Origin of the sequence: Herbaspirillum sp. LeCh32-8 (genome assembly GCF_017814915.1) — a bacterium.
Lineage (GTDB): Bacteria > Pseudomonadota > Gammaproteobacteria > Burkholderiales > Burkholderiaceae_D > Herbaspirillum.
Window position 1 is genome coordinate 175,233 of the sequence record NZ_JAGIPZ010000003.1, and the last position, 21,316, is coordinate 196,548.

Here is a 21,316-nt window from a genome sequence, read left to right on the forward strand (position 1 = left end):
ACCCTGCATCCAACCACCGAGGAGAGCTCATGAACACCCCCAACACCTTGCGCCTGCACCGCGTGCTGCGCGCCAAACCCGAGCGCGTCTACCGCGCCTTCCTCGACCCCGATGCGATGGTGAAATGGCTGCCGCCGCACGGCTTCACCGGCAAGGTGCACCACATGGACGCGCGTGTGGGCGGCTCGCACAAGATGTCGTTCACCAACTTCAACACCGGCAGCACGCACTCCTTCGGCGGCACGTATGTGGAACTGGTGCCCAACGAGCGCATCGTCTACACCGACAAGTTCGACGATCCCAACCTGCCGGGCGAGATGAAGGTCACCATCAGCATCCGCGCCACGCTGGTGGGCAGCGAACTGAACGTGGTGCAGGAGGGCATTCCGCCGATGATTCCGCTGGAGTTCTGCTACGCCGGCTGGCAGGAGTCGCTACAGTTGCTGGCGCAGCTGGTGGATCCGGAAATTCCGGACGGGGCGTGATCCCCTGCCATCCGGGCCGGAAATAAAAAACGGGCGCCGACATCGGCGCCCGTTTTCTTTGGAACTGCTGCGATATTTCTCAGACCGGCAGTCTGAGCGACTTACCGTCCTCAGGCCATCGCATCCTGCCGCTGGCGCGCAATCGCAAACACCACGGCCACGGCGATCAGGTCGAACACGGCCAGCAGCATGAACAGCGGTCCGTAACCGATCTGCGTGACCAGGATGCCGAACAGCAGCGTGAACAGCGTGGCGCCCAGGTAGCCGCTCATGCCGGTCAGGCCGGTCGCGGTGGCGACCTGGTTCTTGGGGAATACGTCGGAGGTGATCGAATACAGCGCGCCGGACAGGGTCTGATGCGCGAAGCCGCCGATGGACAGCAGCGCGATCGCAGCATAAGGGCTGTCGACGAAGCCGACGCAGGCGGGGCCGATCATCGACAGGCTGCCGACCAGCATCACCAGCTTGCGCGAGGTGAACAGCGACACCTTGAAGCGCTTGTGGAACCACGGGCTCATGTAGCCGCCCAACACGCAGCCGATGTCCGCCGCGAGGAACGGCAGCCAGGCGAACATGGCAATTTCCTTGATGTTCATGTGGCGCTCGGTGGCCATGTAGAGCGGAATCCAGGCGTTGAAGGTCTGCCAGGCCGGCTCGGAGAGGAAGCGCGGAATGGCGATCGACCAGAAGTTCAGGCTGCGCACGATCTTGGTCCAGCTCTCCTTCTTCGGGCGCTCTTCTTCCTGCGGTTGCTTGCCGTCGAGGATGTATTCGCGCTCCTCGGGCGACAGGCGCTTCTGGTCGCGCGGATGCTTGTAGAACAGCGACCACAGCACGAACCAGATCACGCCGAAGATGCCGACGGCGACGAAGGACATCTTCCAGCCGCCGTGCAAAATGGTCCACACCACCAGCGGCGGCGCGCACAACGCGCCGATCGAGGCGCCGATGTTGAACCAGCCGATCGCCACCGAGCGCTCCTTGGCCGGGAACCACTCGGTCACCGCCTTCACGCCGCCGGGAATGCCGGCCGCCTCGGCCATGCCGAGCAGGCCGCGGAACATCGCCATGCTCTGCCAGCCGGTAGCCAGCGCCGCCGCTGCGCACACCAGCGACCAGGCCAGCGCAAACGCGCCGAAGCCGATCTTGGTGCCGACCACGTCGAGCACGAAGCCGGCCACCGGCTGCATCAGCGCGTAGCAGATCTGCCAGGCGACCACGATGTATGAATATTCCTTGGTCGTCATCTGCAGCTCCGACATCATGGTCGGCGCCGCCACGGACAAGGTGTTGCGTGCCAGGTAGTTGATGATCAGGCCCAGGGTGACCAGCGTCACCATCCACCAGCGGATTCCTTTCACGTACTTCATCGTCGCTCCAATTGAATTGATTGTTGTTGGTTCGGTAATGCGGCGGCGCGGGCTGCCCGCATGCCGGCAGCCCGCAGTCAGGATGCGGGGGATGCGGATGAGGGTGCCACTGCCGCCTGGCGCTGTTCTCCTCAGCACCGGTCTCCATTGTTCTTGTTGGCAATATTGTTATGTGACGTCGTATAACATTGAACGAAATTAGTCTGACTAATTCGCAATGCAGGTGGACAACTCTAATGATGCGGGGTCGGGAAGTCAACCGGATTTGCGCCTGATTTACCGCCTCAGGCGTCAATAAATCCCCATTTCATGCCGCCGTCAGGGCCTTGTCAGTTACACTTGATGCGACATCGGTCAGACTGCCTTGCGCCTGACCGACAGGTCGTTCATCATCCCTTGTGCATAACTTATTGCGGAAGTCATCGTACATGTCAGAGCATCCAGTAAGCAGCGGCGGCGCCATGGAAGCCGAACCGATCAGTCGCGCCGAGCAGATCTGCAAGCTGATCATCGCCTCCATCCTGCGCGGCGAGCTGAGCGACAACCGCAAGCTGCCGACCGAGGTCGAGCTGGCCGGCCAGTACGCGGCGTCGCGCGCGACCATCCGCGAGGCGCTCACGCGATTGCGTTCGGAAGGCATCGTGGTATCGCGCCGCGGCTCGGGCAACTATGTCCAGCGCCTGCCCGCGCAGGACACGCTGCCGCGTCCGCAGATCGAAAGCATCCACGACATCGAGCGCTACTACGCCTTCCGCCTGTGCGTGGAAGTCGGCGCGGCGCAGGCCGCCAGCCAGGCGCGCAACGACGCCGACATTGGCGCCATGCGCACGGCGCAGCAAGCCCTGCATGCCGCCCAGCGCAAGGGCGGCACCGGCGTCGACGAAGACCTGGCGCTGCACATGGCCATCGCCCGCGCTTCGCACAATCCCTTCTTCATCTCCACCATCGCCTACGCGCTGAGCCCGATCCGCCAGTGCATGGAGCTGGCGCAGAACCTCGGCCGCCCGCATGGCGCCGAACGCATCACGGCGATCCACGACGAGCATCATGACATCGTCCAGGCCATTGCCGACGGCTCGGCCGAACGCGCGGGTGAAGCCATGCGCGCGCACATCGATCATGCGCGGCTGCGCATCTTCGAGGGACGGTAACGACACCGTTTGCCGGAATCGGCGCCCCCCACCGCCAACGAAATGAAGGACGAAAAAAACCGGCTGAACAATCAGCCGGCAATCAGGTGTGTGGAGAGCAATGGAGCAGACAAACCCGGCGCCGGGATTCCCTCCCGGCGCCGTCATATCGTTGATGCTTACTGCACGTTCTGCACCGACGCCGGCAGGTCGCGGCCGTGGTACTTCTTGTACATGGCGTTGAGCTTGCCGTTCTTCATGTTGGTCTTGACCCAGTTGTCGATCCAGTCTTTCAGGCGCGGCTGGTTCTTGTTCAACGCGATGCCCAGGTCGAACACCTTCTGTTCGAACTTCAGCTCCAGGTTCTTGCCCGGCGCCTTCTTCTGCATTTCCTGCAGGTTGGACGGTGTGCTGGAGAAGACTTCCACCTGGCCTGTCACCATCGAGGTGATCAGCGTGGCGTCGTCTTCATAGCGCACGATCTCGGCGCCCTTGGCCTGCTGCGTGGTCAGGGTGTCGTTGACGGTGGCGCGGGTCAGGCCGACGCGCTTACCGGCCAGGTCCGGATAGTCTTTGATCTGCATGCTCTTGGGGCCGCCGACGATGATGCTGATGACGGCGTAGGGAATCGAGAAGTCGATCACCTTCTGGCGCTCGGGGGTGATCGACAGGTCGGCCACCACGATGTCGGCACGATTGGCTTGCAGCGTCGGCACGCGCGCGGCGTTGGTGACGGAGACGATCTCCAGCTGCACGCCCAGGTCCTGGGCCAGCTGCTTGGCGGTGTCGACGTCGGAGCCGGTGGGTTGCAGCTTGTCGTCGGCGTAGCTGAACAGCGGCGTGCCCATGGCGATGGCCACGCGAATCTTGCCGGCCTTCTTGATGTCGTCCAGCTGGTCGGCCATGGCCGAGTGGGCGAAGGCGCCGAACATCAGCGCGGCGATGCAGGTGCGGGTAAAGATTTTCTTCAGTTGCATGGTAGGTCTCCGGTGTGTGACGTTGGATGTTTCTTCTAGTGAGAACTGCGGTGCTGCGTGATCGGTCGGTGCTTGTCAGAGGTCGGCGGCGAGGAAGGCCTGCAGCTCGGGGGTATGCGGGTTGTCCAGCATCTCGCCGGGGCCGACTTCCCACACGCGGCCCTGGTGCATGTAGATGATGCGGTCGGCCACGCGCTTGGCGAAATTCATCTCGTGCGTGACCAGGATCATGGTCATGCCGCCGGCGGCGAGGTCTTCCATCACGCGCAGCACTTCGCCGGTCAGCTGCGGGTCCAGCGCCGAGGTAACTTCGTCGAACAGCATGACCTTGGGCGCCATCGCCAGCGAGCGCGCAATCGCCACGCGCTGCTGCTGGCCGCCGGAGAGCTGCTCGGGATAGGCACCGGCCTTCTCGTCAAGGCCGACCTGCGCCAGCGCCGCCAGCGCCACCTTCTGCGCCTCGGCCTTGTTTTGCATCTTCACGTGGCGCAGCGCCAGCATCACGTTTTCCAGCACGGTCAGGTGCGGGAACAGGTTGTAGCTCTGGAACACGATGCCCACTTCGCGGCGCAGCTTGTGCAGGTCGACGTCGGGATCATCGACGCGGATGCCGGCCACCTCGATGCTGCCGGAGTCGATCGTCTCCAGCCGGTCGATGCAGCGCAGCGCGGTGCTCTTGCCGGAGCCGGAGGCGCCGATGATGGCGATCATCTCGCCGCGCCCCACTTCGAACGACACGCCCTTCAACACCTGGTTGGCGCCGAAGCTCTTGTAGATCTGGTCGACCTTGACGATGGGCTGGGACACTTGCGGCGCAGCGGCGTGTACCACCGGTTCGGGATTAGCGATTGCTGACATTGAGCTTTCTCTCCATGGATGCGCTCCAGCGCGACAGCGGGTAGCACAGTAAGAAATAGAAGATCCCGACCAGGGCAAATACCAGGAAGGGCTGGAAAATCGAGTTGTTGATGATCTGGCCGGCGCGGGTCAGCTCGACGAAGCCGATCACCGAGGCCAGCGAAGTCATCTTGATCAGCTGCACCAGAAAGCCGATGGTGGGCGGCAGCGACAGGCGCGTAGCCTGTGGAATGATCACCAGGCGCAGCGTCTGCCAGCGCGTCAGCGACAGGCATTCGGAGGCCTCCCACTGCGGGCGCGGCATGGCCTCGACGCAGCCGCGCCAGATGTCGCCGAGATAGGCGCTGGTGTACACCATCATCGCGATGCCGGCGGCCACCAGCGCGGGCAGCGCAAAGCCGTACACCGACAGGCCGAAATAGACGATGAACAGCAGGATCAGCAGCGGGATGCCCTGGATGCATTCGATGAACAGGATGGCCGGGTTGCGCAGCCAGGCGCGCGGCGAGATGCGCGCCAGCATCACCAGGAAGCCGGCAATGCCGCCCAGCACGAAGGCCAGCGCCGAGAGCACCAGGGTCCAGCCGATCGACTGCACCAGGTAAAACAGGTGGGTCCAGGAGAATGAGCCGATCACGATGCGCTCCCTTCAACAGTATTGCGCGGCTGGGAGACGCCGTGGATGAACGGCGCGTGCGCCACCGGCACAGCGCCGGCGGTGGCGACGCTGGCCATCGCCATGTGCGACACCGGGCTCCTGCGCGCCTGTGCGGCGGCGCGGCGGATGGTGCGGCGGCGCTTGAAGATGTATTCGCCGAAGGCGTAGGCCAGCAGCTTGACCAGCACCGACAGCACCAGGTAGAGGCCGGCCACGACGATATAGGTCTCCAGCGAGCGGAAGGTGTCGGACTGTACGGTGTTGGCAATCGCGGTCAGCTCTTCGGCCGAGATCTGCGAAGCCATCGCCGAGGCCTGCATCATCAGCAGGAACTGGCTGGTCAGCGCCGGGTAGACGCGCTCGATGGCCGGCTGCAGCATCACGTGCCAGCGGATGCGCCAGACCGACAGGCCCAGGCATTCGGCGGCCTCAATCTGCCCGCGCGGCACCGAGTCGATGCCGGCGCGGATGATCTCGGCGGCGTAGGCGGCGATGTTGATGATCATCGCCAGCACGGCGGCGGCGAAGGTGGGCATGTGCACGCCCAGGCTGGCCAGGCCGAAGTAGAGAAGGAAGATCTGCACCAGGAACGGCGTGTTGCGCACCGCCTCGATGTAGGCGCCGCAGGCGCGGGCTACGAGGCGATTCTTGCTGTTCTTGGCGAAGGCGACGATGACGCCGATGGAGACGCCGACGACGATTGCGACGGTGGTCATCTTCAGCGTCAGCCACGCGCCGCGCAGGAACACGGGCCAATATGGCGCGAGACTGCTGAAGTCGAGTGTGAAGTTCATGGCTGCCGGTTATTCAAGTGGTCTCGGAAATGACATTGCCGGAAACCCCGGTCCTCGCGTGCGCGATCCTGCTGCGTGCGGGCGGCCCGGTGCTCCGGGTGCTGCCTTGCTGCAAAAACGGTGATGCGGGTGATGCGGACAGTGCTGGTTGTGCTATTTGTGCTGGCCTTGCCGTTGCTGCGGTGACGCCTGCGGATGCCGGGGAGCTGGAAATGACGCCATTACAGCACTCAAGTGGTATGACGACATACGATTCAAGCCGAAAAAACGACGTCCCCGCCTGCCCTTGGGCATGCATGCGCCGGCGCTGCGTCAGGTCAGGGGGTCGAACGGTCCCACGGTGGTGAAGGCGCCCCCCTGCAGCACCGCCACCGGATCGGTGGGCGCCGGCCTGGGCTGGGCTTCCACCTTGGCGCGGAAGATCTCGGAGCTGTCCTTGGGCGCGTAGCCGAGGTGCGCCGCATGGCGGTTGTCCCACCAGGTATGGGCATTGGCCGACATGCCATAGACCACGGTGTGGCCCACGCCGGGGGTGAACAGGCTGCGGCGCAGCAGTTGCTCGAAGTCGTCCAGGCTCATCCAGCTGGCCATCATGCGGCGGTCCTTGGCCTCCGGGAAGATGGAGCCGATGCGGATGCTCACCGTCTCCACGCCGTAGCGGTCGAAGTAGAACTGAGCCATGTCTTCGCCGTAGGACTTGGACAGGCCGTAATAGCCGTCCGGACGGCGCAGGTCGCGCGCGTCGATCTTCTCGTCCTGGCGGTAGTAGCCGGTCACATGGTTGGAGCTGGCGAAGATCACGCGCTTGACCTTGTGGCGGCGCGCGGCTTCGTAGATGTGGAACACGCCCTTGATGTTGCCTTCCAGGATTTCCTCGAAGGGACGCTCTACCGACACGCCTCCCAGGTGGATGATGGCGTCGCAACCGGCCACCATGGCGTCGACCGCGGCGCGGTCGGCCAGGTCGCAGGCCAGCGCTTCTTCATGCGGCGCCACCGGGCCGGCCGCATCCATCGCCGCGGCCAGGTCGGACACGCGCACGGCGTCGGCAAAGCCGGACAGACGGGGACGCAGGGCACGGCCCACGCCGCCGGCGGCGCCGGTCAGCAAGAGGCGTGAACAGCGCGCGGTTTGCCACGCGCCGGGGTCTTTTTCTCCGCTCATACGAGCTGTCTCCTGATTGTTTGTAATTATTCTTGTTGTGTGATCTCTGCAAGGAATTGCCGGTTTTTCAAGTAACCGGCAAATTCAATCTTGTACGTTGTCATATCACTTGGATCGGATTATTATCGGCGCGTCAGAGCTTGTCAATAGCATTCGGGAAGTCGCTTCTACGAAACAAACGGGCCGGGAAAAACCGGCCCCAACTTTGATCACGACAATGATAAATATCCTCGCTGCCGAGGCTGGGCAGCGTACCGGAACCAGCGCCGCGGAGACCAACGGCCGGCATCCGGATCCAGCCACCGGCGTCGCCCGCAGCGTGGGCCGGCGCAACCTCTCGCGCGAGCTGGTGCAGGCGCTCGAGCAACTGATCCTGACCCAGCACTGGCGTGCCGGCGACAAGCTGCCCACCGAGGCCGAGATCGTGCGCCAGTTCCAGGTCAGCCGCACCGTGGTGCGCGAGGCGCTGTCGCGGCTGCAGGCGGCCGGCCTGGTGGCGACCCGCCACGGCATCGGCACCTTCGTGCTGGAGCCGCGTCCGCCGGCGATGTTCCGGCTCGACCCGGACGACCTGGAAACCTCCTTCGAAGTGCTGGCCGTGCTGGAGCTGCGCATCAGCCTGGAGACCGAGACCGCGGGCCTGGCGGCAGCGCGACGCAGCGACGCCAACCTGGCCGTGATGCGCGCGGCGCTGGACGATTTCGCCAGCAACGTGGCGCGCTCGGAGACCACGGTGGCGCCCGACTTCCGCTTCCACCAGGAGATCGCCGAGGCCACCGGCAACCGCTACTTCGCCGAGATCATCAACTACCTCGGCACCACCATCCTGCCGCGCACGCGGCTGCCCTCCAGCCGCATCCCGGCCGAGCAGCTCACCCAATACCTGCAACGCGTGAACCGCGAACATGAACAGATCTTCGACGCCATCGCCCGGCGCGACACCGACTTCGCGCGCGCGGCCATGCGCATCCACCTCACCAACAGCCGCGAACGCCTGCGCCGCGCGCAGGAGGCCAACTGAGGTCGCCGAGATTTCCATTCCCGTTTTTTGCTTCACTCAACCGCAACACCCCACAACAAGGAGACTGAGATGTTCAAGAAATTCACCCTGCTCTGCGGCGCCCTGGCCTGCACCATGATGATCGCCAATGCCCCGGCCGCCGCCGCCGGCAAGGGCGAGCAGGCGGTGGAGGCCGCCGTCGAGAAGCTGCGCGTAGTGATGGTCGATCCCGACCTCAAGCAACTGGAAGCGCTGACCGCCAAAGACCTGAGCTATGGCCACTCCGGCGGCAAGGTGCAAACCCAGGCCGAGTTCATCGACGACCTCAAGACCGGCGCCTCCGACTTCGTCAACATGAAGCTGCTGGACCAGACCGTGAAGGTAGTCGGCGACAACGCCATCGTGCGCCACACGCTGGACGCCGACACCAATGACTCCGGCAAGCCCGGCCACGTGACCATCAAGGTCCTGCAGGTATGGCAGAAGCAGCATGGCCATTGGGTGCTGCTGGCGCGCCAGGCTGTGCGCCCGGCAAACTGAGCGCGATCGCGGCTGCTTGCCGTCACCGCAGGCAGCCGCAGCAGGCAATAGGAAATAGGAAATAGGAAATACGCAGAACACATGACGGGCGGCGAAGGCTGCCCGTCTTCATTACGGCATCCTGATCATCATTTTTCTATTTTTCTCGAAATAGCCGCCGCTCCGATATCGCGCCGGATCATTTCATGCCGTGCCCAGTCAATCAAGCCTTCACATAAGGCGGACGAGGCGCAACACGATGATGATTTCGACAACGGACCTGATCTTGAGACTGGCGGTCGCGGCGATGCTCGGCGGCGTGATCGGGATCGAACGACAACGACTTTCCCGCTCGGCCGGGCTGCGCACGCATATGCTGGTCAGCTTGGGCGCGAGCCTGTTCATGCTGGTTTCCTCCTATGGTTTTTTCTCCGTTCTGACGGCCGACAAGGTAGTGCTGGATCCCTCCCGCATGGCGGCTCAGGTCGTCTCGGGCATCGGCTTTCTGGGCGCCGGTTCGATCCTGCTGCGCGGGGACATCATCCGCGGCCTGACCACCGCCGCCAGCTTGTGGACGGCCGCGGCGATCGGACTGGCCACCGGCGCCGGCATGTATGAGGCCGGCATCGCGGGCACTGTGCTGGTGCTGTTGATCCTCGCCGGGATCCGACAGCTGGAGCGTCGCTACTTCGCCGACAAGGAAAACCGCCAGCTGCAACTGCTCGTGCGCTCAGGCATGTTCGATGCCGACTTGCTGCGCGACACGCTGGGGGACGGCGCGCGGCAGGTAGACGGCTTCAGCGTGCGCAAGGCTGTGCAGGAGGATTGCGATGAAGTCACGCTCACCTTCACGCATCTGCGCCCGGCCGACCTGCAACAGATCATGCGCACGCTGCTGGCGCACGAGGCCATCCGCTCGATCAACTACGCCGCTCATTGAGGGGGGCACCCCGGGGATCCGACCGGCGAGCAAAATCACCAAATTCTCACAATTACTCGTAAATAATTTTCCTATACACAAGCAATTTGTCGCCATCTGTCACCAACATCGTGAAAACCACGTCATTTAGGGAAAATCCCGATAGAAAAACGATCGTTCCCTTTTACAATTCAACCTCATCGGGCGGAGGGATTTGAGGGACCGATATCATCGGTAACCGCCGGAGTTCAACAAAAAGGAAGAGCCAATCCGGCGCGCCCCCCAACAGGCCTGCCTGGGCGTCTTTTCCCAAAGAATTGATAGGCGGAACTGAAATGAATTACCTGAGCCGGTTCAATATCGGAACCCAGCTGCGTCTGGGCTTTGGCATCTTGATCGTCCTGATGCTGATCCTCGTCTCCTTCGCGCTCTCGCGGATGAATTCCATCTCGGCCGCGGTCAAGCACCAAGACCAGGTGCGCGCCACCAAGCTGGAGCCGCTGTACGTCGCCCGTGAAGCGCTGGACCAGACCGGTCTGGCCGCGCGCAACGCCTACATTTTCCAGGACGACGCCGACGCCAGGAAGGAGCTGGCCATCCTCGACGAACAGAAGGCGGTGTATCTGGAGGCCAGCAAGCAGCTGGAAACCGTATTCGGCAACGACGCCCAATTCGCCAAGGTGAAGGCCGGTCTGCTGGCCATGGCCGAAGAGCTCAAGCGTCCGCGCAAATACCGCGAGGCCGGCCAGCTGACCGAGTACGGCGTGTTCCTGGTCAAGGAATGCAGCCCGCTGCGACGCCAGATCGTGCAGGACATCGACGTGCTGCTGAAGTCGGTGCAAAAGGAAAATGAAGAAGCCAGCGACCTCGCCGAAGGCCTGTTCGACAGCTCGCTACGGCTGATCATGGCCTGTACCGCGATCATCCTGGCCGTGTCGGTGACGACCGCCTGGCTGATCCGCAAGAGCCTGGTCGGCCAGCTCGGCGGTGAGCCGCGCTACGCGGTGGAAATCGCCGGCCGCATCGCCCACGGCGAACTGTCGACGCCGGTCGATACCCGACGCGACGACGCCTCCAGCCTGCTCTTCGAAATCCGCCTGATGCGCGACAAGCTGGCCTCGCTGGTGCAGCAGGTGCGTATCGGCACCGACACCATCGCCGGGGCATCCTCGGAGATCGCCATCGGCAACCAGAACCTGTCCGAGCGTACCGAACACCAGGCCGAAACCCTGGAGAAGACCGTGGCCGCGCTGGACGACCTGACCCAGGCCGTGCGCCGCAACGCCGAAAACGCGCAGCAGGCCAACCAGCTGGCCAACTCGGCCTCCAGCATCGCCGCCAAGGGCGGCGCGGTGGTGAACCAGGTAGTGAGCACCATGGGCGTGATCGACGACTCCTCGCGCAAGATCGTGGACATCATCGGCGTGATCGACGGCATCGCCTTCCAGACCAACATCCTCGCCCTGAACGCCGCAGTGGAAGCCGCGCGCGCCGGCGAACAGGGCCGCGGCTTCGCGGTCGTCGCCTCCGAAGTGCGCTCGCTGGCGCAACGCTCGGCGGCTGCGGCCAAGGAGATCAAGGAACTGATCGACAGCTCGGTGGCCAGCGTGGCCGACGGCAGCCGCCTGGTGCAGGAAGCCGGCGACACCATGGGTGAAGTGGTGACCAGCGTGCAGCGCGTGACCGCCATCGTGGGCGAGATCAGCGCCGCCAGCGCCGCCCAGAGTACCGGCATCCACGCCGTCAACGACGCTATCGCACTGTTGGACGAGAACACCCAGCAAAACGCCGCGCTGGTCGAGGAAGCGGCGGCCGCCTCACAGTCGATGAGTCAGCAGGCCGAACACCTCACGCGGCTGGTCGGCGCCTTCAAGTTGAGCCAGGCGCAGATGGACGGCGACGTGGTCGATACCGAGGCGCACATCGTCGATGTCGACGGCGCGCCTGTGCAAAAGCGCATCGGATCGAGCTGATCGGGTTCGCCCGGCAATGAAAAACGGCCCGCGCTTGCGGGCCGTTTTCTTTTGTTGCTGTCGGCGCGGGTGAGGCGCGACGAACGATGCTGGGTCCCCGCTTTCGCAGGGACGACGGCAAGTGGATGAACTCCAACCAGCGGTGAATCAAGCCATCTCTTGCGTGTCGTTCCTGCGAAAGCAGGAACCCAGCGACGTGATCGCATTGACTGTCCCAGGCGCCGGAGGAGCGCTGAGAACGACGCCGGCTCCCTGTTTTCGCAGGGACGACAAGTCACAGGTGGGATCGACCGGGTGAAGGGTCAAGGACCTCTTCAGCGTCGTCCCGGCGCAGGCCGGGATCCAGTGTCGTTACGCCCCGCCGCTCACGACGCCGGCTTCGCCGCCGGCGTCTGCGTCTGCTCGTTCCAGCCGCCGCCCAGCACCTTGTACAAGGTGATGCGGTTGCTCTGCTCGGTCAGTCGCAGCGAGATCAGCGTCTGCTGCGCCGAGTACAGCGTGCGCTGCGCCACCAGCGTGGTCAGGTAGCTGTCGATGCCGTTCTTGTAGCGGGCCTCGGACAGGCGGAACGACTTTTCGCTGGCGGCGGTGGACTTGCCCTGCGCATCCAGTCGCTGGTCCAGCGTGGCGCGCACGGCCAGCGCATCGGCCACCTCGCGGAAGGCGGTCTGGATCGCCTTCTCGTAGTTGGCCACGTCGATGTCGCGCGTGATCTTGGCCGAGTCCAGGCTGGCGCGCAGGCTGCCGGCATTGAAGATCGGCAGGTTGATCGACGGCGCGAAGCTCCACGATCCGCTGCCGGCCTTGAACAGGCCGCCCAGCGTGCGGCTGGCGGTGCCGCCGCTGGCCGTCAGCGTAATGCTGGGGAAGAAGGCCGTGCGCGCGGCGCCGATGTCGGCATTGGCCGACTTCAGCGTGTGCTCGGCGGCCAGCACGTCGGGACGACGCAGCAGCACTTCAGAAGGCAGGTCGGCGGGCATCGCCGGCAGCACGCTGGCAGTTTGCGGCAGGCCTTGCGGCAACCACTTCTCGTCCAGGTCGGCGCCCACCAGCAGGCGCAGCGCGTTGATATCCTGCGCGACCTGGCTGGTGTACCTGGCGACGTCGGCGCGGGCCGACTCCACCGTGGCCTCCTGGCTGGCCAGGTCGACGCCGGAGACGGTGCCGATGTCGTGACTGCGGCGGCTCAATTCAAAGGTGCGCGACTGACTGGCGTAGGTGTCCTCGGCCAGCTTCTTCAACTCCTGGTCGGAGGCCAGCGTCAGCCAGGCGGTCGCCACTTCGGCCACCAGGCTGATGTGGGTGCTGCGACGGGTCTCGACGTTGTACTGGTAGGTTTCCAGCGCAGCGTCGGACAGGTTCTTCAGGCGACCGAAGAAATCCAGCTCATAGGCGCTGATGCCCACCGTCACGCTCTGCTGGCGCGACACCGTGGCCACGCCGCTGGAGGACAGCTCGGCCGGCGTGCGGCTGGCGCTGCTGCCGCCGGTGGCCGAGATCGCCGGGTAACGGTCGGCGTCGGTGATACGGTATTGCGCGCGCGCCTTCTCGATGTTGAGCGCGGCCACGCGCAGGTCGCGGTTGTTCTGCAGCGATGCGGCGATCACTTCCTGCAGGCGCGGGTCGAGGAAGAACTCGCGCCAGCCGATGCCGTCGGCCTCGACGTTTTGCGCTGACTTGGCGCCGGCGGCGGCGACCACCTGCTTGCCGTCGACCTGTTGCGACCAGTTGGCCGGCACCGGCGCGGCGGGTTGCTTGTAGTCCGGCGCCAGGTTGGCGCAACCGGCCAGGGCGCTGGCCAGCGTCAGCGCCAGCACCGTACGTTGCAGAGAGATTTTCTTGTTGTCGAGCGCTTGGGTGATAGCCATCACACGCCCTCCTTTTGCATGGATTGATCGCCATGGCCGTCGTCGCCCTTGCCTGCCTTCTTGGCAGCGCGGCGGTCCAGCCAGGACCCGATCAGGTAATAGAACAGCGGCACGAAGAAGATGCCCAGCAGGGTGGCCGACAACATGCCGCCCAACACGCCGGTGCCGATCGCGCGGCGGCTGGCCGAGCCGGCGCCGACGGCGATCGCCAGCGGCAGCACGCCCATCATGAAGGCCAGCGAGGTCATCAGGATCGGACGCAGGCGCAGTTGCACCGCCTCCAGCGTCGCATCCCACAGGCTCTTGCCGGATTCGTGCAACTGCTTGGCGAACTCCACGATCAGGATCGCGTTCTTGGCCGACAAGCCCACCGTGGTCAGCAGGCCGACCTGGAAGTAGACGTCGTTGGACATGCCGAACAGGCCGGTCAGCAGCACCGTGCCGATGATGCCCAGCGGCACCGCGAGGATCACCGCGAACGGCACCGACCAGCTCTCATACAGCGCGGCCAGGCAGAGGAACACGAACAGGATGGAGATCGCGTACAGCATCGGCGCCTGGTTGCCCGACAGGCGTTCCTGGTAGGACGCGCCGGTCCATTCGAAGCCCACGCCGGCGGGCAGCTGGCCGACCAGTTTCTGCACTTCGTTCATGGCGTCGCCCGAGCTCACGCCGGCCGCCGGTTCCCCCACGATCTCGAAGGAGGACACGCCGTTGTAGCGTTCCAGCAGCGACGGGCCGAAGGTCCACTTGCTGCTCATGAAGGCCGAGAACGGCACCATCTGGCTGTCCGAATTACGCACGAACCAGCGGTTCAGGTCTTCGGTCTGCATGCGGAACTGACGGTCGCCCATGACGTACACCTTCTTCACCCGGCCGTTGCTGAGGAAGTCGTTCACGTAGGTGCCGCCCATGGCAGTGGCCAGGGTCGAGTTGATGTCCGAGGTCGAGATCGACAGCGCGTCGGCCTTGCGGTCGTCGATGGCCACGCGCAGCTGCGGCGTGTCGTCCAGGCCGGTGACGCGCACGTTGGCCAGCTTCGGATTCTGGCGCGCCAGCTGCAGGAACTGGTCGCGCGCCTTCAGCAGCTGGTCGTGGCCGACGCCGCCCACGTCCTTCAGCTCCAGGTCGAAGCCGGAGCTCTGGCCCAGGCCGCGCACCGCCGGGGGGTTCATCAGGAACACGCGGGCGCCACGGATCTTGGACAGATCGGCGTTGGCGCGGCGCACCAGCTCGGTGGCCGACTGGCCGGCGCCGCGACGATCGTCCCAATCCTTCAGGCGGATGAAGGCGCGCGCGCCGTTCTGGCTGTTGCCGCCGACGCCGGCGCCGACGATGGCCAGCACCGAATCCACCGATTCCGGCTTGTTCATGAAGTATTCCTGCACCGTCTTCACCACCGCGGTGGTCTGCTCGGCGGTGGCGCCGGTGGGCAACTGGATCTGCGCCATCAGCACGCCCTGGTCTTCCTCCGGCAGGAAGGAGGTCGGCAGGCGCATGAACAGCACCGCCATCGCCACGGCGATCAGCGCATACATCAGCAGGCCGCGCTTGCCGCGCTTCAGCAGGCCGCCGACGCCGCCGCGATAGCGCTCGGCGTTGCGGTCGAAGGTGCGGTTGAACCAGCTGAAGAAGCGGCCCTTGTGGACATGCTTGGGGTCATGCGGCTTCAACATGGTGGCGCACAGCGCCGGCGTCAGCGTCAGGGCCACCATCACCGACAGGGCCATGGCCGAGACGATGGTGATCGAGAACTGGCGATAGATCACGCCGGTGGAGCCGCCGAAGAAGGCCATCGGGATGAACACCGCCGACAGCACCATGGCGATGCCGACCAGCGCGCCGGTGATTTCCTGCATGGACTTGCGCGTGGCTTCCTTGGGACTGAGTTTTTCCTCGGTCATCAGACGCTCGACGTTTTCCACCACCACGATAGCATCGTCCACCAGCAGGCCGATTGCCAGCACCATGCCGAACATGGTCAGCGTATTGATCGAGTAGCCGAACATGGCCAGGATGCCGAAGGTGCCCAGCAACACCACCGGCACCGTAATGGCCGGAATGAAGGTGGCGCGGATGTTCTGCAGGAACAGATACATGATCAGCACCACCAGCACGATGGCTTCGATCAGGGTCTTGACCACTTCTTCCAGCGACACCTTCACGAACGGCGTGGTGTCGTAGGCGACATTGGTCTTGAGCTTCATCGAGGCCGGGAAGTAGGGCTCGAGCTCGGCCATCTTCTTCTTCACGGCGTCGGCGGTGGACAGCGCGTTGGCGCCGGTGGCCAGCTGGATCGCCAGCGCCGAGGACGGCTTGCCGTTCTGCTGCGAGGCGACCTGGTAGCTTTCGCCGCCCAGCTCCACGCGCGCCACGTCGGACAACTTGACCACCGAACCGTCGGAGGACGACTTCACGATGATGTCGCGGAACTCGTCCGGTGTGGTCAGCTTGCTGCGGGCGGTGATGGTGGCGTTGATCTGCTGGCCGGGCACGGCCGGCAGCGCGCCGATCTCGCCGGCGGAGACTTCAGTGTTCTGCGCTTCCAGCGCACTGGTGACGTCGGAGGGCATCAGCGCGTACTTCTGCAGCTTGGCCGGATCCAGCCACACGCGCATGGCGTAGTTGGTGCCGAAGGCAGTGACGTCGCCCACGCCTTCGACGCGACTGATCTGGTCGGTCAGCGTGCTGCTGATGAAGTCGCCGATGTCGATGTTGGTGATGCGCGGATCATCCGAGGTCAGCGACAGCACCATCAGGATGTCGGTGGACGCCTTGGTCACCGTCACGCCGTTGTTCTGCACAGCCTGCGGCAGGCGCGCGGTGACCTGCTGCAGCTTGTTCTGCACCTGCATCTGCGCCACGTCCGGATTGGTGCCGGCGGTGAAGGTCAGCGAGACGGTGGCGGTGCCGGCGGAGCTGGAGCTGGCCGACATGTACTGCAGGTTGTCCAGGCCTTTCATCTGCTGCTCGATCACCTGGGTGACCGAGTCTTCCAGGGTCTTGGCCGAGGCGCCGGTGTAGGTGGCCTTGATGTTGACCTTGGGCGGCGCGATGTCGGGATACTGCTCCAGCGACAACGAGCGGATGGACATCATCCCGCCCAGCATGATAATGATGGCGATGACCCACGCGAAGATGGGCCGGTCGATAAAGAAACGTGCCATGTGCGCCCCTTACTTCGCGGCGGCGCCGGCGGCGTTGCCTGCGTTGGTAGCGTTGGCGGCGTCGTCGCCGTTTTTGGAACCGCCGCCCAGCGAGGGATCGGCAGCCGCAGCGGCAGCTTCGCGCGCCAGGTCCTTCTTCAGCGTATCGGTGATGTCGATGGCGCGCGGGGTGTCGCCGGTGCGCACCTTCTGCAGGCCGTCGACGATCAGCTTGTCGCCCTCGGCCAGGCCCTTGGTCACCCACCAGTTGTTGCCCACGGCGCGCGCCACGCTCACCAGGCGCTGCTCGACCTTGCCGCCGGCGCCCACCACCAGTGCGGTGGCCGCGCCAGTCTGGTCGCGGCTGACGGCCTTTTGCGGCACCAGCAGCGCGTTGTCGTCCACGCCCTCTTCCAGCACCGCGCGCACATAGGAGCCCGGCAGCAGCATGCCGTCCGGGTTGGGCACCACCGCGCGCAGCGTGATCATGCCGGTGCCGGTATCGACCGAGAGGCCGGAAAATTCCAGCTTGCCGGTGCGGTCATAAGTAGAACCGTCTTCCAGCAGGATCTTGACCTGGGCCGAGTTGTCGCCGCTCTTCTTGATCTGGCCGCTGGCCAGCTCACGACGCAGGCGCAGCAGATCCACGGTGGATTGGGTGACGTCGACGTAGATCGGATCGATCTTCTGCACCGTGGTCAGCGCGGTGGTCTGGCTGGCGGTCACCAGCGCGCCCGGCGTCACGCTGGACTTCTCGATGCGGCCGGAGATCGGCGACAAAATCTTGGTGTATTCCAGGTTGATCGCCGCAGTCTTCACGGCCGCCTTTTGCACTTCGACGTCGGCCTGGTTCTGGCGCAGCGTGCTCTGGGCGTCGTCGTTGTCCTGCTTGGAGACGGCGTCGATCTTGTCCAGCTCGGCATAGCGCTGGGCCTTGAGCTTGGACGATGCCAGCGTGGCCTCGGCCTTCAGCAGCGACGCCTTGGCGCTGTCATACGCGGCCTGGTAGCTGGAGGCGTCGATCTGGTACAGCGGCTGGCCGGCCTTCACATTGGCGCCTTCCTTGAACAGGCGCTTCTGGATAATGCCGCCCACCTGCGGGCGGATGTCGGCGGCCAGATAAGCGGTCGTGCGGCCGGGCAGCTCGGTGGTGACGGCCTGGCGCTGGGCCTTGACCACCACGTAACCGACTTCGGCCTGGGCCTGCGGCTGCTGGTTGCCGGGCTTGGAGCAGGCCGCCAGCGCTACGGCCAGGGTCAGCGCCATCAGCAGGCGCGCCGGCGCGGCGAGGGAATGCGTGGTGCGGGGAGAAATGTTCTTGTTGGGCATCGTCGACTTTCTGCCCGTTTCCCCGCTTGAAATCGGCAAGGTCCGGGCGCTATGAGCTATCGGACCTTGCATGATAAAAACCAAATGTGAAGGAAATTTGAGCAAACCTTCATTTACAACAAGCGGCCACCGCGGCGACTTATCTTGATAAGCTGGCGGCTTCCCGCGCATGCGGAGTTTCTTTCTTTACAAGCTGCCGTGTCCAAGTTTCCCGTCACCCGGATCGCCGATCTGACCGATCGCTTCTTCTATCGCGCCAACATTCGCCTGAAGCTGTTCTACGCGATGCTGGCGCTGATCGTGGCGCTGATCGCAGCCATCAACGGCGCCGGCCACTACATCTTCACGCGCGACTTCCTGGGTTACCTGAACGAGCAGGCGCAACAGCGCATGGAAGACATGGTCCCGCGCGTGGAGCAGGCCTACCGCGAGAACGGCAGCTGGGACTTCATCCGCAACAACCCGCGCATCTGGTTCGAGCTGATGAAGCCGGCCATCCTCGAACACAACGGCGCCACGCCCACGCCCGGCCCCACTTTCACGCCGTCCGACCTGACCGGCGCCACACTGCGCTTCTCGCTGCTGGACGCCAACCGCAAGTTCGTGATCGGCTATCCCAACGTCGGCCCCGATGCGCGCCTGCGCCCGCTGCTGCAGGACGACGCCATCGTCGGCTGGATCGCGCAGACGCCCTTCGAGAGCGTGATCGGCGCGGTCGACCTGCGTTTCCAGCAGAGCCAGTTTCTTGCGCAGATCATCATCGCGGTGGTCGCCATCATGCTGGCCGCCTTCATGGTGGTGCGCATCTCCGGCGTGCTGACCCGGCCGCTGACGCGCGTGGCGCGCGCTACCCACCGTCTGGCCGGCGGCGACTACGCGATCCGGGTCGAGGTCGAATCCGGCGACGAGGTCGGCCGCCTGGCGCAGGACTTCAACCAGCTGGCCATCACCCTGGAGCGCAACGAGAAACTGCGCCGCGAATTCATGGCCGACGTCTCGCACGAGCTGCGCACGCCGCTGGGCATTCTCAACGGTCAGCTGGAGGCGCTGGAGGACGGCGTGCTGCAGCCCGACGAGCAGACCATCCGCTCGCTCAAGAGCGAGGTCGACCATCTCAACAAGCTGGTTGGCGATCTCTACGATTTGTCGCTGGCCGACGCCGGCGCACTGGCCTATCGCAAGACCGACCTCGACCTCGCACCCATCCTGCGCGACACCGTACAGATCTATGAAGAACGCTTCCGCAAGGGCGGCCTCGACCTCACCGCGCAATTGCCCGAGGCGATGCCGCTGCACGCCGATGGCGCGCGCCTGCAGCAGCTGTTCAACAACCTGTTCGAGAACAGCCTGCGCTACACCGACGCCGGCGGCCGCCTGCAGCTGCAATGCCGGCTGGAACAGCAACGCTGGATCGTGATCTTCGACGACAGCGCGCCCGGCGTCGAAGCGCCGGCGCTGGCGCGGCTGTTCGAGCGCTTCTTCCGGGTCGAGGCCTCGCGCAACCGCGCCAGCGGCGGCGCCGGTCTGGGCCTGGCGATCTGTCGTCGCATCGTCGAGGCGCACGCCGGCAGCATCGCCGCCGAAGCCTCGCCGCTGGGCGGACTGCGCATCACGATCACGCTGCCGGCCGGCTACGCGACGACCAAGGTGACGGCATGAGCGAAGCATTCCAATTCGAGGCGCCGGCCAGCGCCGATATCCTGATCGTCGAAGACGAACCCAAGCTGGCCGAGCTGCTGCAAAAGTATTTGGCCGCCGCCGGCTATGCCTCGCGCCATGTCGCGCGCGGCGACGAAGCGGTGCCGGCGGTGCGCGCCAGACGCCCCGACCTGGTGCTGCTGGACATCATGCTGCCTGGCATGGACGGCTGGGAGGTGTGTCGTCAACTACGTGAATTTTCCGACGTACCGGTGCTGATGCTGACCGCGCGCGCTGAAGAAGAAGACCGCCTGCGCGGCCTGGAACTGGGCGCCGACGACTACATCAGCAAGGCGCCGTTCTCGCCGCGCGAAATCGTCGCGCGCGTGAAGTCGATGCTGCGCAGGAACGCCCATCTCAGCCAGCTGCAGCGCAGCGCCGGCGAAGCGCCGGCGGCCCCGGACGCGCTGTTGGCGATTGACGACGCGCGCCGCCAGGCCAGCGTACGCGGCGAGGCGCTCAACCTCACGCCGCTGGAGTTCCGCCTGCTCAAGGTGTTCGCCGCCGCCCCCGGACAAGTATTCTCGCGCGAGCAGTTGCTGAACCACCTGCACGACGAATACCGCTCGGTCACCGATCGCGCCATCGACACCCACATCAAGAACCTGCGCCGCAAGCTGGAACCCTGCTTCCCTGGACACAACGCGATCCAGGCGGTGTATGGCGTGGGTTACAGTTTCGAATTGCCGAAGATGGCGGAATGAACCTCGCACAGGCTTCGCATCTGCGACAGCCGTGTTGTCCTTTCCATGAAAAAAAGCCCGCGTATGTGCGGGCTTTTTTTCGGGAAGACCAGCGTGCGATCCGAAGTACGCTGACCACGTGCGGCAGGCGACCGGCCTGCCCCTTAGGCGCCAAGTCAAACGCGCATCTCGCTGACGGACTTGGGTTCGATCATTTGCACATCCAGCAGGCCGTCTTCGATGCAGGCACGGATCTGCGGCAGATACAGGGCAATGTGCGCTGTATTCAAGTGCGCATCGAGGCTGGCCTGGTCGCGCCACTGTTCCAGCAGGATGAAGGTGTCGCCGGCGATATGCGGCTCGTACCTGATGCAGCCGTCTTCGGGCAAGGTATGCGATTGCAAGGTTTGCGCCGACTCGCGCAGCGCGTTGTGCCGGCCGGCAAGGATGTTGGCTTTGACGATGAGAATAGGCATGCGATCTTTCTTCAAGGGGTTGATGACTGTGGTGAGCCGAGGCAACGTCTTTCGACAAAGACGAATGGCGGCCATCCTAGAGCGCATCCCCTGCACACGACGCCCGGATCCTGCAACGGAAGGAATATTTGGGAATACTTCGAAAATGAATGGCGCTTTCAACAACGCGCTCCGCCATCGCCCGATAGGACAGACGCGCGCACACAGACCCGCGAAGCGGGCACTGCCTGAATCGATTGCGCCAATAAAAAAAGCCCGCACATGTGCGG

At 64.5% G+C, this 21,316-nt stretch carries 18 protein-coding genes; 8 read left to right on the forward strand and 10 right to left on the reverse strand.

The genetic code is table 11. The annotated features are described in order from the left end of the window. Positions 1-29 precede the first annotated feature (29 nt). The gene (locus J8I26_RS08530) at positions 30-485 is read left to right on the forward strand and encodes an SRPBCC family protein (protein ID WP_209606096.1); all 456 of its coding nucleotides are present in this window, start codon (positions 30-32) and stop codon (positions 483-485) included. A 110-nt stretch (positions 486-595) separates the two neighbouring features. Here the strand turns inward: J8I26_RS08530 and J8I26_RS08535 are convergent, their stop codons facing one another. After that, positions 596-1,855: an MFS transporter gene (locus J8I26_RS08535; RefSeq protein ID WP_209606098.1), complete on the reverse strand. Its 1,260-nt coding sequence runs from the start codon at positions 1,853-1,855 to the stop codon at positions 596-598. A 428-nt stretch (positions 1,856-2,283) separates the two neighbouring features. Between J8I26_RS08535 and J8I26_RS08540 the strand changes: the two genes are divergently transcribed. Next, on the forward strand, positions 2,284-3,006 hold the full coding sequence (locus J8I26_RS08540; protein ID WP_209606100.1) for an FCD domain-containing protein: 723 nt from the start codon (positions 2,284-2,286) through the stop codon (positions 3,004-3,006). Positions 3,007-3,164: 158 nt separating this feature from the next. On the opposite strand, the gene J8I26_RS08545 is transcribed toward J8I26_RS08540, so the two are convergent. The 5 genes from J8I26_RS08545 to J8I26_RS08565 all read right to left on the reverse strand — a co-directional run bounded on the left by J8I26_RS08545 (position 3,165) and on the right by J8I26_RS08565 (position 7,436). Then, entirely contained in the window at positions 3,165-3,962 is a 798-nt protein-coding gene (locus tag J8I26_RS08545; RefSeq protein ID WP_209606102.1) for a transporter substrate-binding domain-containing protein, read from the reverse strand. Positions 3,963-4,037: 75 nt separating this feature from the next. Continuing rightward, complete coding sequence (locus tag J8I26_RS08550; RefSeq protein ID WP_209606104.1) at positions 4,038-4,820, reverse strand: amino acid ABC transporter ATP-binding protein; 783 nt, start codon at positions 4,818-4,820, stop codon at positions 4,038-4,040. Beyond that, the gene (locus J8I26_RS08555) at positions 4,804-5,457 is read right to left on the reverse strand and encodes an amino acid ABC transporter permease (protein ID WP_209606106.1); all 654 of its coding nucleotides are present in this window, start codon (positions 5,455-5,457) and stop codon (positions 4,804-4,806) included. Before J8I26_RS08555 ends, J8I26_RS08550 begins: the two co-directional genes overlap by 17 nt. Continuing rightward, positions 5,454-6,272 (reverse strand): amino acid ABC transporter permease, encoded by an 819-nt coding sequence (locus tag J8I26_RS08560; protein ID WP_209606109.1) that lies wholly within the window; start codon positions 6,270-6,272, stop codon positions 5,454-5,456. The genes J8I26_RS08555 and J8I26_RS08560 overlap by 4 nt, the downstream gene beginning before the upstream one ends. 312 nt (positions 6,273-6,584) lie before the next feature. Then, on the reverse strand, positions 6,585-7,436 hold the full coding sequence (locus tag J8I26_RS08565) for an NAD(P)-dependent oxidoreductase (protein ID WP_209606111.1): 852 nt from the start codon (positions 7,434-7,436) through the stop codon (positions 6,585-6,587). Positions 7,437-7,653: 217 nt separating this feature from the next. Here J8I26_RS08565 and J8I26_RS08570 point away from each other — a divergent pair, with 217 nt between their 5' ends. The 4 genes from J8I26_RS08570 (at position 7,654) to J8I26_RS08585 (ending at position 11,847) form a co-directional block, all read left to right on the forward strand. Then, complete coding sequence (locus J8I26_RS08570; protein WP_209606113.1) at positions 7,654-8,457, forward strand: FadR/GntR family transcriptional regulator; 804 nt, start codon at positions 7,654-7,656, stop codon at positions 8,455-8,457. Between the two features lie 69 nt (positions 8,458-8,526). Next, the gene (locus tag J8I26_RS08575; RefSeq protein WP_209606115.1) at positions 8,527-8,976 is read left to right on the forward strand and encodes a nuclear transport factor 2 family protein; all 450 of its coding nucleotides are present in this window, start codon (positions 8,527-8,529) and stop codon (positions 8,974-8,976) included. Between the two features lie 241 nt (positions 8,977-9,217). Next, on the forward strand, positions 9,218-9,895 hold the full coding sequence (locus tag J8I26_RS08580) for an MgtC/SapB family protein (protein WP_209606440.1): 678 nt from the start codon (positions 9,218-9,220) through the stop codon (positions 9,893-9,895). 314 nt (positions 9,896-10,209) lie between these two features. Beyond that, the gene (locus tag J8I26_RS08585) at positions 10,210-11,847 is read left to right on the forward strand and encodes a methyl-accepting chemotaxis protein (protein WP_209606117.1); all 1,638 of its coding nucleotides are present in this window, start codon (positions 10,210-10,212) and stop codon (positions 11,845-11,847) included. Positions 11,848-12,212: 365 nt separating this feature from the next. Here J8I26_RS08585 and J8I26_RS08590 read toward each other — a convergent pair whose 3' ends face one another. The 3 genes from J8I26_RS08590 to J8I26_RS08600 are packed head-to-tail and all read right to left on the reverse strand — an operon-like array spanning position 12,213 to position 18,190. Next, positions 12,213-13,715, reverse strand: coding sequence for an efflux transporter outer membrane subunit (locus tag J8I26_RS08590; RefSeq protein WP_280868622.1), 1,503 nt, complete (start codon positions 13,713-13,715; stop codon positions 12,213-12,215). Next, positions 13,715-16,882: an efflux RND transporter permease subunit gene (locus J8I26_RS08595; RefSeq protein WP_209606119.1), complete on the reverse strand. Its 3,168-nt coding sequence runs from the start codon at positions 16,880-16,882 to the stop codon at positions 13,715-13,717. The genes J8I26_RS08590 and J8I26_RS08595 overlap by 1 nt, the downstream gene beginning before the upstream one ends. A gap of 9 nt (positions 16,883-16,891) precedes the next feature. Further along, positions 16,892-18,190: an efflux RND transporter periplasmic adaptor subunit gene (locus J8I26_RS08600; protein WP_209606121.1), complete on the reverse strand. Its 1,299-nt coding sequence runs from the start codon at positions 18,188-18,190 to the stop codon at positions 16,892-16,894. 198 nt (positions 18,191-18,388) lie between these two features. Here J8I26_RS08600 and J8I26_RS08605 point away from each other — a divergent pair, with 198 nt between their 5' ends. Together J8I26_RS08605 and J8I26_RS08610 are read left to right on the forward strand one after the other, a co-directional pair. Further along, positions 18,389-19,849, forward strand: coding sequence for an ATP-binding protein (locus J8I26_RS08605; protein ID WP_348635304.1), 1,461 nt, complete (start codon positions 18,389-18,391; stop codon positions 19,847-19,849). Next, positions 19,846-20,592 carry a response regulator gene (locus J8I26_RS08610; RefSeq protein ID WP_209606123.1) on the forward strand — a complete coding sequence of 249 codons (747 nt, stop codon included), beginning with the start codon at positions 19,846-19,848 and terminating at the stop codon, positions 20,590-20,592. The genes J8I26_RS08605 and J8I26_RS08610 overlap by 4 nt, the downstream gene beginning before the upstream one ends. Before the next feature lie 155 nt (positions 20,593-20,747). Here the strand turns inward: J8I26_RS08610 and J8I26_RS08615 are convergent, their stop codons facing one another. After that, the gene (locus tag J8I26_RS08615; protein WP_209606125.1) at positions 20,748-21,209 is read right to left on the reverse strand and encodes a putative quinol monooxygenase; all 462 of its coding nucleotides are present in this window, start codon (positions 21,207-21,209) and stop codon (positions 20,748-20,750) included. Positions 21,210-21,316 lie beyond the last annotated feature (107 nt).

What these genes read in the sequence shown, in the direction of transcription:
- J8I26_RS08595 (WP_209606119.1), bottom strand. Translation starts at nt 16,882, where the DNA reads ATGGCACGTTTCTTTATCGACCGGCCCATCTTCGCGTGGGTCATCGCC.
- J8I26_RS08610 (WP_209606123.1), top strand. Translation starts at nt 19,846, where the DNA reads ATGAGCGAAGCATTCCAATTCGAGGCGCCGGCCAGCGCCGATATCCTG.
- J8I26_RS08530 (WP_209606096.1), top strand. Translation starts at nt 30, where the DNA reads ATGAACACCCCCAACACCTTGCGCCTGCACCGCGTGCTGCGCGCCAAA.
- J8I26_RS08535 (WP_209606098.1), bottom strand. Translation starts at nt 1,855, where the DNA reads ATGAAGTACGTGAAAGGAATCCGCTGGTGGATGGTGACGCTGGTCACC.
- J8I26_RS08585 (WP_209606117.1), top strand. Translation starts at nt 10,210, where the DNA reads ATGAATTACCTGAGCCGGTTCAATATCGGAACCCAGCTGCGTCTGGGC.
- J8I26_RS08570 (WP_209606113.1), top strand. Translation starts at nt 7,654, where the DNA reads ATGATAAATATCCTCGCTGCCGAGGCTGGGCAGCGTACCGGAACCAGC.
- J8I26_RS08565 (WP_209606111.1), bottom strand. Translation starts at nt 7,436, where the DNA reads ATGAGCGGAGAAAAAGACCCCGGCGCGTGGCAAACCGCGCGCTGTTCA.
- J8I26_RS08545 (WP_209606102.1), bottom strand. Translation starts at nt 3,962, where the DNA reads ATGCAACTGAAGAAAATCTTTACCCGCACCTGCATCGCCGCGCTGATG.
- J8I26_RS08600 (WP_209606121.1), bottom strand. Translation starts at nt 18,190, where the DNA reads ATGCCCAACAAGAACATTTCTCCCCGCACCACGCATTCCCTCGCCGCG.
- J8I26_RS08540 (WP_209606100.1), top strand. Translation starts at nt 2,284, where the DNA reads ATGTCAGAGCATCCAGTAAGCAGCGGCGGCGCCATGGAAGCCGAACCG.
- J8I26_RS08560 (WP_209606109.1), bottom strand. Translation starts at nt 6,272, where the DNA reads ATGAACTTCACACTCGACTTCAGCAGTCTCGCGCCATATTGGCCCGTG.
- J8I26_RS08550 (WP_209606104.1), bottom strand. Translation starts at nt 4,820, where the DNA reads ATGTCAGCAATCGCTAATCCCGAACCGGTGGTACACGCCGCTGCGCCG.
- J8I26_RS08575 (WP_209606115.1), top strand. Translation starts at nt 8,527, where the DNA reads ATGTTCAAGAAATTCACCCTGCTCTGCGGCGCCCTGGCCTGCACCATG.
- J8I26_RS08590 (WP_280868622.1), bottom strand. Translation starts at nt 13,715, where the DNA reads ATGGCTATCACCCAAGCGCTCGACAACAAGAAAATCTCTCTGCAACGT.
- J8I26_RS08580 (WP_209606440.1), top strand. Translation starts at nt 9,218, where the DNA reads ATGATTTCGACAACGGACCTGATCTTGAGACTGGCGGTCGCGGCGATG.